This window comes from Cognatishimia sp. WU-CL00825 (assembly GCF_040364665.1).
GTDB lineage: Bacteria > Pseudomonadota > Alphaproteobacteria > Rhodobacterales > Rhodobacteraceae > Cognatishimia.
On the sequence record NZ_BAABWX010000004.1, the window covers coordinates 59060 to 71558 of the forward strand.

Below are 12499 nucleotides of genomic sequence, written 5' to 3' on the forward strand. Positions count from 1 at the left end.
CGCGGTGCCGACGCAAAAAGCCATAAGTCAAACATTTGCCCGCGGTGCATCATTTAGCGCCCGGCGAGACGAAGGGACGCAAAATGATCAACACTGTTAAGCTGATCGTGCTGGGGATCATCACGCTTTGCGCGATGATTGCAGCCAATTACGCGCGGGACCTGGCCTATCTGGTTCATGCGCTGATTATCACGCTGGTATCGGGGGGCCTGTTTCTGTGGGTCCTGCGGGGGGTCGACGAAGAGAAATCGGTCGCACCTCAAAATGAATATATGGACGATGTGGTACGCGCAGGCGTGATTGCGACAGCCTTTTGGGGCGTTGTTGGCTTTCTTGTCGGGGTTTTCATCGCCTTTCAATTGGCCTTTCCGGTCCTTAACTTCGAATGGGCCGAAGGCCTGGCGAACTTTGGGCGCCTGCGCCCACTGCACACAAGTGCAGTGATTTTTGCCTTTGGTGGCAACGCGTTGATCGCAACCTCCTTCTTTATCGTGCAGCGCACATGTGCGGCGCGCCTTTGGGGCGGCAATCTGGCTTGGTTCGTGTTTTGGGGCTACCAGCTGTTCATCGTTCTGGCGGCCACCGGCTATTTGTTTGGCGGCACGCAGTCCAAAGAATACGCCGAGCCAGAATGGCATGTTGATCTGTGGCTGACCATTGTTTGGGTCTGCTATCTGTTGGTGTTCCTTGGCACGCTGATCAAGCGGCGCGAAAAACACATTTATGTGGCGAACTGGTTCTTCCTGGGCTTCATCGTCACCGTCGCCATGCTGCACCTGGTCAACAACCTGACCATCCCGGTTTCAATCTTCGGCTCTAAATCGGTGATTGTCTGGTCCGGTGTGCAAGATGCCATGGTGCAATGGTGGTATGGCCACAACGCCGTTGGCTTCTTCCTGACCGCGGGCTTCTTAGGCATGATGTACTACTTTGTGCCAAAGCAAGCGGGCCGTCCGGTCTTTAGCTACAAGCTGTCTATCATTCACTTCTGGGCGCTGATCTTCCTATATATCTGGGCGGGCCCGCACCACTTGCATTACACCGCACTGCCTGACTGGGCGACAACCCTGGGCATGGTGTTCTCGATTGTTCTGTGGATGCCCAGCTGGGGCGGCATGATCAACGGTTTGATGACCCTGCAAGGGGCTTGGGACAAGCTGCGCACCGATCCGGTGATCCGCATGATGGTGACCTCGCTGGCCTTCTACGGCATGTCCACATTCGAAGGTCCAATGATGTCGATCCGCTCTGTGAACGCGCTTAGCCACTATACCGACTGGACCATTGGCCACGTGCATTCTGGCGCTTTGGGCTGGAACGGGCTGATCACATTCGGCGCGCTCTACTATCTGGTGCCTGTCCTGTGGAAACGCGAACGTCTGTACTCGCTCAGCATGGTGTCCTGGCACTTCTGGCTCGCGACCATCGGCATCGTTTTGTACGCGTCCTCCATGTGGGTGACCGGCATTATGGAAGGCCTGATGTGGCGTGAAGTGGATGCCAACGGCTTCTTGGTGAACAGCTTTGCTGACACGGTTGCTGCGAAATTCCCGATGTATGTGGTGCGTGGTTTGGGCGGGCTTATGTTCCTGGCCGGTGCGATCATCATGTGCGTCAACCTGTGGCTTACCGTGCGCAAAGCACCAGCACGCGAGGCCAGCCTTGGCGTCGCAGTGCCAGCAGAATAAGGAGGGTCTGAGAGATGGCTATTTTAGATAAACACAAGTTCATCGAAACCAACGCGACGCTTCTTTTGGTGCTCAGCTTGCTGGTGGTCAGCATTGGGGGGATCGTACAGATTGCCCCACTGTTCTGGCTGGAAAACACCATCGAGGATGTAGAGGGCATGCGCCCCTACACGCCGCTGGAATTGGCAGGACGTGACATCTATATCCGCGAAGGCTGCTATACCTGTCACAGCCAGATGATCCGCCCAATGCGCGACGAAGTCGAACGCTATGGCCACTATTCCCTGGCGGCTGAATCCAAATATGACCACCCGCACCAATGGGGCTCAAAACGCACCGGGCCAGATCTGGCGCGTGTGGGCGGACGTTACTCTGACGACTGGCATGTGGATCACCTGATTGACCCGCAATCGGTTGTGCCAGAATCCGTGATGCCAAAATATGGCTTCCTGGAAAATCGTCGGATCGACGGCAAATACATGGGTGATCTGCTGAAAGCCAATGCCTTTGTCGGCGTGCCTTATACCGACGAGATGATCGAAAACGCCCAGGCGGACTTCATGGCACAAGCCGACCCTGATCGGGATTACGACGGGCTGCTGGAGCGCTATGGCGATGACATCAGCGTGCGCAATTTTGACGGGCACGGTGAAACCACCGAAATGGATGCTTTGGTAGCTTATCTTCAAATGTTGGGCACGCTGGTTGATTTCTCGACCTTCACACCTGACGCAAGCCGGTAAAGGGGGCGCATTATGGAAACCTATTCGCTCTTACGAGAATTCGCAGACAGTTGGATGCTGTTGTTCCTATTCGGGTTTTTCACTCTGGTTATTCTTTGGGTGTTTCGCCCGGGGTCGCGCCAGGAATACCGTGACACAGCCAGCATTCCCTTTCGCAACGAAGACGCGCCGGCAGCGGCAACCGCCGCCATGGATAAGGAGACACGGGAATGAGTAAGAAACCCGTTGAAAAACAAGAACCGCCCACCACAGGCCATATCTGGGACGGTATCCGAGAATATGACAACCCAATGCCGCGCTGGTGGCTGTGGTGCTTTTACCTGACCATCATCTGGGGCATCGGCTATGCGATTGCCTATCCCGCTTGGCCCGGTATCAAATCCGCAACAACAGGCGTGCTTGGTTTCTCGACACGTGGCGAAGTAGCGGCTGATATTGCCGCGGTCAACGCCCGCAACGAGGCGATCAACACACGCTTGGCCTCCGCTGATCTGACCACTATTCCCGGCGATGCAGAGCTGAATGGCTATGCCATTTCTGCGGGGGCAGCGGTGTTCAAAACCTGGTGCGCCCAGTGTCACGGGTCCGGTGCAGCCGGGGCCAAAGGCTATCCAAACCTGCTGGACAACGACTGGCTCTGGGGGGGCGATATCTCGTCTATCCATGAATCCATTCGCGTTGGGATCCGCAACGAAGACAACCTAGACGCCCGTTATTCTGAAATGCCGGCCTTTGGCAAAGATGAATTGCTGGAAGACGCGCAGATAGACCAAGTCACCAACTATGTGATGTCGCTTAGCGGCACGCCGATGGATGCGTCTTTGGTGGCCGACGGCGCGATGGTGTTTGAGGAAAACTGCGCCAGCTGCCATGGCGACACCGGGCTCGGCGACCGCGATCAAGGCGCGCCCAACCTCGCAGATGCGATCTGGTTGTTTGGTGGCGACTTCGACAGCATTCGTGAAACCGTTTATAGCAGCCGCTTTGGTGTGATGCCCAACTGGGATGAACGTCTGACCGAAGCGCAAATCAACGCGGTGGCAACCTATGTGCACCAACTTGGTGGCGGCGAATAAACCGTTCTAAAGCAATACGAAAGGCGCGGTTCAGGCCGCGCCTTTTTGGGTTTAGCGCATCAGTCCAAATGCGCGAGTATGTTCAAAAGCTTGCCTGACGGGTCCCGCAGATAAAACCGACGCACCCCCCAAGGCTCATCGGTCAGCGCATAATCGATGGCATGGCCCAGACTTTTGGCACGCGCATACACCGCGTCAACATCCTCTACCTCGATGGACAGATCCGGCACCTGGGTCCCCGATCCGCCTTGACTGGCAATGCTGATTTGCACCGCAGCCTCTGTGCCGCTGGTCAAAGTGCTGATCCAACCAAAATCCATGGCCACATCCAAATCAAACAAACTGCGATAAAAGGCCTGCACCTCTGCCACCTCTTTGGTGGCGATATTGGCGACGATACGTTTCACACTCATGAGAGCTCCTCCGGTCTGATCTGCTGGCCTGCCTAGCTCAGCAACAATAAGACAATCGCCACGGCGGCTGGCACCGATTGCACAAACAGAATGCGCGGGCTGGCGGTCTTGGCCCCATATACACCTGCTATAAACACGCAGATCAGAAAGAACATCGCGATGTTATGCGCCCATTGCGCATCTAGGATCAGCCGCGACCAGATAAGCCCGGCCGCCAGAAAGCCGTTATACAGCCCCTGATTGGCAGCCATGGTCTTGGTTTTTGGAAACAGATCGGCTGGGAACTGCTTAAAGATTTTTGGCCCACGTTGTTCCCAGGCAAACATCTCAAACCACAGGATATAAAGGTGCAGGGCGGCAATCAGAAAAATCAACACAGAAGCAAAAAACGCCATGGAATGTCCTTTGGGGGCAGGGATAAGGGGCCATGTCCTGTGTGACACGTGGGCCATGCCCAAACAAGTGCAGGTGCCTCTGAGCATTTTGGCAAAAAACACGAAATTCTTCAGGGCTGTTTGATCTGCGTCAATGTTTTAAGGGCTTTAAACTGCAATACATCCTCAGGAGACAGACAGACTTCGGCAGATTGCCAAGTGTCTGGAGGGTTGCTTAGTGGTTCGCCGCTGGGCAAAGGTGCCAGTCTCCCGTCCTGTTCGCGCGTTTCCGAGGAGGCTGGCACCTTTATCATCCCCCATCTGATCCCGGTTCTAAATCCCTTAATCATAAACATGTGTTTCAGACTCAGAATTTGATACATGTCAAAGTTCGACCACGTCAGTTTTGCGACAAGTCGGTAAGATTTCCAGCAAGGTGAACGATTCTGTGACTGCCTCTGAAACCCCTCCCAGCCTCTATGCTGCCCGTGAACCGATTTTCCCCAAGCGCGTGTCCGGGACCTTTCGGTCGTTAAAATGGGTCATCATGGCGGTGACCCTCGGCATTTATTACCTCGTGCCATGGATCCGCTGGGACCGCGGCCCCAGCCTGCCGGATCAGGCGGTTTTGGTGGATATGGCAAACCGCCGGTTCTTTTTCTTCTGGATCGAGATCTGGCCGCATGAGTTCTATTTTGTCGCCGGACTGCTGATCATGGCCGGATTGGGCTTGTTTCTGTTCACCTCGGCTCTGGGGCGTGTCTGGTGCGGCTATGCCTGCCCACAGACCGTCTGGACCGACCTGTTTATTCTGGTGGAACGCTGGGTCGAAGGCGACCGAAACGCGCGCCTGCGCCTGCATCGCCAAAAGAAATGGAATTTCCGCAAGCTGCGCCTGCGTGTCACCAAAACCATCCTCTGGCTTTTGATTGGTCTGGCGACCGGTGGGGCTTGGGTGTTTTACTTTGCGGATGCGCCAACCCTGTTGATGGATCTGCTAACCGGTCAGGCGCATATGGTGGCCTATACCACGATGGCCCTGCTGACCTTCACCACCTTTTTCTTTGGCGGCTATGCCCGCGAACAGATCTGTATCTATGCCTGCCCTTGGCCGCGCATTCAGGCCGCCATGATGGACGAAGACACATTGACCGTCGCCTATCGCGACTGGCGTGGCGAACCGCGTGGCAAACTGAAAAAGCAAACTGCCCAAGCACCTCAAGGCGACTGCATCGATTGTATGGCCTGTGTGAATGTTTGCCCCATGGGCATCGATATTCGTGATGGCCAGCAGCTTGAATGCATCACTTGTGCTTTGTGCATTGATGCTTGCGACGAGGTGATGGACAAGATCGGCAAACCGCGTGGTTTGATCGACTATATGGCGCTCAGCGACGAGCCAGCCGAACGGGCAGGGCGGCCGCCACGCTCTAACTGGAAACATGTTCTGCGTCTGCGCACCCTTTTGTACACCGGGCTTTGGGCGCTTGTTGGTGTCATGCTGGTGGTGGCGCTGTTCCTGCGCAGCGAGATTGACGTGACCGTGGCCCCCGTGCGCAACCCAACTTTTGTCACCCTGTCTGACGGCTCTATTCGCAACACCTACGAAGTGCGGCTGCGCAACAAACACGGCGAAGCGCGTTTGTTTGAGGTCACCGTCAAGGCCGAAGGTGCGCCCCAGATCACCCTCGAAGGCTTGCCATCAACCCAGGTCGAAGTGCCCGCAGACAGTATGCTTTTGCAACGTGTCTATGTGGTGGCCCCAAAAGGCACCGCGCTTGCCAACAACAGCCTCAGCGATCTACGCGTCTGGGTCAAAGACACGCAGAATGACGAACGCGTACACAAAGACACCGTCTTTACAGGAAAGGGTCAGTGATGGCTGAAGAAAAGAAATTCACCGGTCGTCACATGGCGCTGATCTTTGGCGGTGCTTTCAGCGTCATCATTTCGGTCAATCTGGTGCTGGCCTATTCGGCGGTCAAAACCTTTCCGGGTCTCGAAGTGAAAAACTCTTATGTGGCCAGTCAGGAATTTGACCTGCGCCGGGACGCCCAGCAGGCGCTTGGCTGGCAGGTGTCTGCCAAAGCCTCTGACGGGCAAGTGGTGCTAAAGATCGTGGACGCCACTGGTACAGCGGTGCAGGTGCAAGATCTGGAAGCCGTGCTGGGGCGCGCCACCCATGTCAAAGATGACATGACACCAGAGTTTGCCTTTGACGGTCAAGCCTATGTGGCCCAGGCCAATCTGGGCGAAGGCAACTGGAATATCCGCATGAATGCGGTGGCCAAAGACGGCACTGCCTTTGTGCAGCGCGTTATTCTGCGGGTCGAGGGCTGAGCATGACCGCCGTGATGCGCCCCGGTGTCTCTGCTTGTCCGGCTTGCGATGCGGGTCCGGCAGCCGCGGCCTTGGCCGCAGAGATCCAAGCGCAGAAAGATGTGCAGCTGGCCCTAAGCCTGCCGACCATCCATTGCGCGCTTTGCATTTCAACCGTGGAACGTGTTCTGAACGCTTACGAGGGCGTACAATCCGCACGGGTCAACCTGACCCTAAAGCGCGTCACCATCGAGGCCGAGCCCAACGTGACCGCCGCAGATCTGATCCCGGTATTGGCCGAGGTGGGCTATGAAGCGCATGAACTCGACCTTGGCAGCCTCAGCGCGACCGATGCGGATCGCGCGGGTCGCAATTTGCTGATGCGTTTGGCCGTCGCCGGCTTTGCCAGCATGAATGTAATGCTGCTTTCGGTTTCGGTCTGGGCCGGTGCCGAAGACGCCACTCGTGACCTGTTTCACTGGATTTCAGCCGCCATTGCGCTGCCCACCATCGCCTTTTCAGGCCAGCCTTTTTTTAGCAATGCATGGCGGGCGCTCAAACATCGTCAACTCAACATGGATGTGCCGATTGTTCTGGCCATTCTGCTGGCGGTTGTCACGTCGCTCTGGGAAGTCTCGCTGTCTGGCGAACATGCCTATTTTGACGCGGCGCTGACTCTGGTATTTTTCTTATTGGCGGGCCGCTACCTTGATCATCGCACCCGCGCTGTGGCCCGGTCTGCCGCCGAAGAACTCGCTGCGCTGGAAGTGCCACGTGCGGTGCGACTGCTGGAAGAGGGCGAAGAAACTGTCGCCGTGCGCGAGCTTTGCGTCGGAGATCTGTTGCGGGTCCTGCCCGGCGGACGCATGCCGGTGGATGGCGAAATCATCCAAGGCCAGTCTGAGCTCGACAGATCGCTGCTCACGGGGGAAACCGTGCCGGTCTTTGCCGAGACCGGCCAGATGGTCAGTGCAGGCGAGGTCAATCTGACCGGCCCCTTGATCATTCGCGCAAGCGCCGTGGGCCAAGACACCAGCCTGCATCAAATGGCGGATCTGGTGGCCATCGCGGAATCGGGCCGCTCACGCTACACTTCTTTGGCTGACCAAGCCGCCAAGCTTTATGCGCCGGGCGTGCATATCCTGTCGGCTTTGGCTTTTGTGGGATGGTATTTTGCCACCTATGACATGCGCACCGCCATCAACATCGCCGCCGCTGTTCTGATCATCACCTGCCCCTGCGCGCTCGGGTTGGCCGTGCCTGCGGTCACCACTGCGGCCTCTGGTCGCCTGTTTCGCATGGGCATGCTGGTGAAACACGCCACAGCCCTTGAACGTCTGGCCCAGGTCGACACCGTGGTGTTTGACAAAACCGGCACCCTGACCAAAGGCACGCCGCAGGTCAGCAACTTTGACAGCATATCCTCAGAAACCGCCCGTGTGGCCATGGCGCTGGCCATGGGCTCTGGTCATCCTTTGGCCAAGGCGGTCCTGCAAGCCGCCAATGATCATCAAACCACACCAGCTAAAGTATCAGACATCAACGAAGTGCCGGGTTTTGGCATTCAGGGTCTCTGGCAAGACCAACAGGTGCGTTTGGGCCGCGCCAGCTGGCTTGGGGCGCAGGAACTGACCCAAAGCGCGGTGTTTGTGCAAATTGGCGACCAACCCGCGCAGGCCTTTCTCTGTGTGGACCAACTGCGCGACGGCGCTGATCAGGCGGTGCGCGCCTTGCAGGACGCCGGCAAAGACGTGATCTTGCTTTCTGGCGACAGCGCTGGGGCGGTGCAACAAGTGGCAGACCGTTTGGGCATCGCACGCTGGCAGGCCGAGGTTCTGCCCGCTGACAAAGCCCAGGCGATCCAAAAGCTGGCCGACCAAGGCCACAAGGTTCTTATGGTGGGCGACGGGCTGAACGACACCGCCGCGCTCACCTCTGCGCATGTATCGATTTCCCCAGCCTCTGCCTTGGATGCTGCCCGCGTGGCCTCTGATATCGTGCTATTGGGCGGCGATTTGGAACCCATCGCGCAGGCCGTTGGCGTCGCTGGTAAAGCCACCAGCCGTATCCGGCAAAACTTCCGCATCGCAACGCTTTACAACATCGTGGCTGTGCCACTGGCCATCGCTGGTCTGGCCACGCCATTGATTGCCGCCTTGGCCATGTCCAGCAGTTCGATTACCGTGTCGCTCAACGCACTGCGCCTCGGGAGATCAAAATGACCATTCTCAGCTATCTCATTCCCATTTCGCTGATCCTTGGCGGGCTGGGTTTACTGGGGTTTCTCTATACCCTGCGCAGCCAGCAATATGACGATCCCGAGGGCGATGCGCAGCGCATCCTCAGCGGTGAATGGGATGACCATCCCAAACCGGCTGACCCCTCAAAGCCTAGCGAAAGCTGACCACAGCGGGCGACAGCCCTTCAATCTCCACCGCGCATGTGTCTCCGGGCTTTATCTGGCCCACACCCGCGGGGGTGCCTGTCATGACCAAATCGCCGGGTTGCAGGGTGACCAACCTGCTCAGATAAGCCACCACCGCGTCAACCGGCCAGATCATTTCTGACAGATCTGCGCTTTGGCGAATGTCGCCATTCACCGTGGCCCTGATGGCCCCGTGGGTCATATCGCCTAGGCTGTCTTTGGCATGCAACGCACCGATGATGGCAGAATGATCAAACCCCTTGGCCATGTCCCAAGGGCGGCGCATCTCTTTGGCCTTGGCTTGGATATCGCGCCGCGTCAGGTCATTGCCCGCCCCGTAACCCCAGATCAGACCCTCGGCCTCTGCCGGGCTGATATCGGTGCCACAGCCACCAATCGCCACCACCAATTCGGCCTCGTGGTGCAGGTTTTGTGTTTGTGGTGGAAAGGGCAGGCTACGGCCAGAAACCGTCGCCGCGTCCCCGGGTTTGGTGAAAAAGAACGGCGGCTCGCGATTTGGATCGTGGCCCATTTCGCGGGCGTGTTCTGCATAGTTGCGGCCCACGCAATAAATCCGGCGCACCGGAAAACGCGCATCACTTTGATGGATGGGCAATAAAGTCGGGGTTGGGGCGGCAAAGGGTGTATCAGTCATATGCCCTGTCTACGCTAGGCGAGTGCTCGGGCCAAGATCAGGCCTTAGCTAGGCCCAATCATAAAGCAAGAAACCTGCCGCGATTGCAGGCGGCGACAGGCCAAATCAGCCGTTTCGCGGGTCATTCCCATAAAGTTGGCGTCAAAACCGCGTTTAGATTTCACCACTTTGCGCAGGCTGCCATCCAAGGTGGTCATTTCCGCCAATGCGGTCTTTAGCAACATCTTTTCCGCACTATAGCGGCTGGGATAACGCCCCACATTGATGCCCCAATGTCGTCCGCCTGACGTTGACAGGCGGGTGACAACTTGTGGTTCAGGATCTTCGATGATCACTTTTTTAGCGGGCGTTTTTACCGAAGACGGAAACAACGAAGCAGTATTAGACTGGGCTTGTCGCAGCGCGGTCTCGATATCTTTGTCGATCACCTTGGCCCCGGCAATCGCAACCCCGCCAGCGGTGGCTTTGGGTTTTGGGGCCACGGGGGCCGCCGCCACTTGCAAGGAACCCGGACGATAGTGCGGGTGCAGACTTTTGGTCACCGCAGTGGCCACGCGGATGGTCTTGGCAACCGGCTTTGCGGCTTTGCCAGTGCCCTGATTGCCTTGATAGGTCGGCACCGAAGGCTTGCGCAGCGCCACACGTGACGGCGCGCGGCGGAAACCCAAATCCAACAGTTCAGCCACTTTGGCGTTACGGGATGCGGTCGAGCGCCCGCCAAACACCGTGGCAATAATGCGTTCATTGCCGCGTTCAGCAGAGGCCACCAGATTGAAGCCCGCAGCGCGGGTATAGCCGGTCTTGATGCCGTCAGCGCCGCGGTAATTGCCTAGAAAGCGACGGTTGGTATTGGCCACTTCGCGCAGGCCCGCATGGGTCGATTTGCGCGAAAACAGATTGTAATATTGCGGATAGTCATACAGCACATGCCGGCCCAGTGTGGTCATGTCCCGCGCGGTGGACATATGGCCGCTTTCGGTCAGGCCATGGGCATTGCGAAAAGTGGTGTTGGACATGCCAAGCGCCTTGGCTGTGCGGGTCATGCGGCGGGCAAAGGCCGCCTCGGATCCGGCAATCGCCTCGCCAATAGCTGTGGCCGCGTCATTGGCGGATTTAACCGCAGCGGCGCGCACCAAATAGCGCAGCGCGATACGTTGGCCAGCCTTAAGACCCAGCTTTGACGGTGGCTCTGATGCGGCTTTGCTGGAAATCCGCACCTTGGTGTCCATGGTCAACTCGCCGTTTTTCACCGCTTCAAAGGCGATGTACAGAGTCATCATTTTTGTCAGGGATGCAGGATGCAGACGGGTATCTGCATTGCGCGAATGCAACACTTTGCCCGAGCGCGCATCAACCACCATAGCTGCATAAGGGGCAGCCACCGCCGACATCGCGCTTGCGAACATTAAAAAGAGTGTTGTTAGGATGTACAGCCCCATTAGGGCCGGCCTTTTTTGCCGATCCTTCACGATCTCTTGCCTCTAATTTGCCTCTGCCGCCAATTTTTGGCTGACTTTATTAAAATTAAGCTAGCACAGCGTGTTTTTTGAATAAACCCTTTGAATCAATTAGTTTCGGGATCTTTCAAGCCGCGTAATTCTATATTTAGCGGTCTTGGGTTAACGCAGCGCTAAACCGGCAATTGTGGCGAAATTGGGGCAGCCTCAATCCATGATTGTTTGCACCAACTCCGGTAATCTCTGCAGGGATTCTAGCTGATGAAAGCGCGCCGAGGCCTTGGGTGCCGGGGCTTTCTCCAGCTCCCATTCCAGCCCATGCGGCACAAAGACCCCCCAGCCGCCCGCCTCTACCATCGGCACCACATCAGATCGCATGGAATTGCCAATCATCATGCCACGGGAACTGCCCTCGCCATGGCGCGCAAATATCTGACCATAGGCCTCCACGGTTTTGTCAGACACAATCTCAACCGCGTCAAACAGCTCTCCCAGACCCGATTGCGCCAGTTTGCGCTCTTGATCCAACAGGTCGCCCTTGGTGATCAACAAAACGCGGTGGGTCTCTGCACAGCATTCCACAGCCCGGCGCGCATGGGGCAAAAGATCAATTGGATGCGCAAGCATCTCGCGCCCGGCCTGCATCAATTCGGCGATCACCGCGGCGGGCACTTTCTCTTCTGTGACTTCGATGGCGGTCTCGATCATCGACAGCACAAAGCCTTTCACGCCAAACCCATAATGCCCCAAATTGCGGCGCTCGGCGGCAAGCAAACGCTGTTCCAAATGGGTTTTTTCGGTAAAATCAGACAAAAGATCGGCGAATCGTTCTTGGGTGATGCGAAAAAATCTTTCGTTGTGCCAAAGCGTATCATCGGCATCAAACGCAATTGTTGTGAGTTTTGTGTGCATCTTGGGGTCCAAAAACAGGTCTGACCCTTTTCTATATGGCGGAAGTGGCTATATACAGCCCCAACCCTTGAGACCGGATATGAATTATTAACATGACCATGGTTCCATTTCATATGTCTGACAAACACGACGACGATGGCGATGCTGACGTTGCGGTCAAAACCCGCGCGCGCACCAAACGCCCGCCGTTGTATAAGGTGTTGTTGTTAAACGATGACTACACACCGATGGAATTTGTGGTGCATATCCTCGAACGTTTCTTTGGCATGACCCACAGTCAGTCGTTTGAAATCATGTTGACCGTGCACAAAAAGGGCGTTGCCGTTGTGGGCGTATTCAGCCATGAGATCGCTGAAACCAAAGTGACGCAAGTCATGGACTTTGCGCGCCGTCACCAACATCCACTGCAATGCACGATGGAAAAGGAGTGATCTGAG

14 protein-coding genes are annotated in these 12499 nt (G+C 56.7%); 9 read left to right on the forward strand and 5 right to left on the reverse strand.

The features are described from left to right. Positions 1-83: 83 nt before the first annotated feature. The 4 genes from ccoN to ccoP are packed head-to-tail and all read left to right on the forward strand — an operon-like array spanning position 84 to position 3507. Positions 84-1688, forward strand: coding sequence for a cytochrome-c oxidase, cbb3-type subunit I (gene ccoN, locus ABXG94_RS13725; protein WP_353535083.1), 1605 nt, complete (start codon positions 84-86; stop codon positions 1686-1688). A 14-nt stretch (positions 1689-1702) separates the two neighbouring features. Next, a complete protein-coding gene (gene ccoO / locus ABXG94_RS13730) occupies positions 1703-2431 on the forward strand; it encodes a cytochrome-c oxidase, cbb3-type subunit II (protein ID WP_353535085.1) in 729 nt (242 codons plus the stop codon). 12 nt (positions 2432-2443) lie between these two features. Continuing rightward, a complete protein-coding gene (locus tag ABXG94_RS13735) occupies positions 2444-2644 on the forward strand; it encodes a cbb3-type cytochrome c oxidase subunit 3 (protein ID WP_353535088.1) in 201 nt (66 codons plus the stop codon). Further along, complete coding sequence (ccoP, locus tag ABXG94_RS13740; protein ID WP_353535090.1) at positions 2641-3507, forward strand: cytochrome-c oxidase, cbb3-type subunit III; 867 nt, start codon at positions 2641-2643, stop codon at positions 3505-3507. The genes ABXG94_RS13735 and ccoP overlap by 4 nt, the downstream gene beginning before the upstream one ends. A gap of 59 nt (positions 3508-3566) precedes the next feature. On the opposite strand, the gene ABXG94_RS13745 is transcribed toward ccoP, so the two are convergent. Continuing rightward, the gene (locus ABXG94_RS13745) at positions 3567-3920 is read right to left on the reverse strand and encodes a VOC family protein (RefSeq protein WP_353535092.1); all 354 of its coding nucleotides are present in this window, start codon (positions 3918-3920) and stop codon (positions 3567-3569) included. Between the two features lie 32 nt (positions 3921-3952). Continuing rightward, complete coding sequence (locus ABXG94_RS13750; protein ID WP_353535094.1) at positions 3953-4315, reverse strand: DUF1304 domain-containing protein; 363 nt, start codon at positions 4313-4315, stop codon at positions 3953-3955. A gap of 427 nt (positions 4316-4742) precedes the next feature. Between ABXG94_RS13750 and ccoG the strand changes: the two genes are divergently transcribed. From ccoG to ccoS, 4 genes are read left to right on the forward strand one after another with little or no spacing between them, the layout of a single operon-like run. Continuing rightward, positions 4743-6173 (forward strand): cytochrome c oxidase accessory protein CcoG, encoded by a 1431-nt coding sequence (ccoG, locus tag ABXG94_RS13755; protein WP_353535096.1) that lies wholly within the window; start codon positions 4743-4745, stop codon positions 6171-6173. Beyond that, positions 6173-6634, forward strand: coding sequence for a FixH family protein (locus ABXG94_RS13760; protein ID WP_353535099.1), 462 nt, complete (start codon positions 6173-6175; stop codon positions 6632-6634). The genes ccoG and ABXG94_RS13760 overlap by 1 nt, the downstream gene beginning before the upstream one ends. Positions 6635-6636: 2 nt before the next feature. Further along, complete coding sequence (locus tag ABXG94_RS13765; RefSeq protein WP_353535100.1) at positions 6637-8835, forward strand: heavy metal translocating P-type ATPase; 2199 nt, start codon at positions 6637-6639, stop codon at positions 8833-8835. Beyond that, positions 8832-9017 (forward strand): cbb3-type cytochrome oxidase assembly protein CcoS, encoded by a 186-nt coding sequence (gene ccoS / locus ABXG94_RS13770; RefSeq protein ID WP_353535102.1) that lies wholly within the window; start codon positions 8832-8834, stop codon positions 9015-9017. The genes ABXG94_RS13765 and ccoS overlap by 4 nt, the downstream gene beginning before the upstream one ends. On the opposite strand, the gene ABXG94_RS13775 is transcribed toward ccoS, so the two are convergent. From ABXG94_RS13775 to ABXG94_RS13785, 3 genes are all read right to left on the reverse strand, one after another. Beyond that, positions 9004-9693 (reverse strand): fumarylacetoacetate hydrolase family protein, encoded by a 690-nt coding sequence (locus tag ABXG94_RS13775; RefSeq protein ID WP_353535104.1) that lies wholly within the window; start codon positions 9691-9693, stop codon positions 9004-9006. The two genes, ccoS and ABXG94_RS13775, sit on opposite strands and share 14 nt — an antisense overlap. A 44-nt stretch (positions 9694-9737) precedes the next feature. Then, positions 9738-11132: a D-alanyl-D-alanine carboxypeptidase family protein gene (locus tag ABXG94_RS13780; RefSeq protein WP_353535105.1), complete on the reverse strand. Its 1395-nt coding sequence runs from the start codon at positions 11130-11132 to the stop codon at positions 9738-9740. Positions 11133-11357: 225 nt separating this feature from the next. Next, complete coding sequence (locus ABXG94_RS13785; RefSeq protein ID WP_353535106.1) at positions 11358-12062, reverse strand: HAD family hydrolase; 705 nt, start codon at positions 12060-12062, stop codon at positions 11358-11360. A 92-nt stretch (positions 12063-12154) separates the two neighbouring features. Here ABXG94_RS13785 and clpS point away from each other — a divergent pair, with 92 nt between their 5' ends. Further along, positions 12155-12493 carry an ATP-dependent Clp protease adapter ClpS gene (clpS, locus tag ABXG94_RS13790; protein ID WP_502901708.1) on the forward strand — a complete coding sequence of 113 codons (339 nt, stop codon included), beginning with the start codon at positions 12155-12157 and terminating at the stop codon, positions 12491-12493. The last annotated feature ends 6 nt before the right edge of the window (positions 12494-12499 follow it).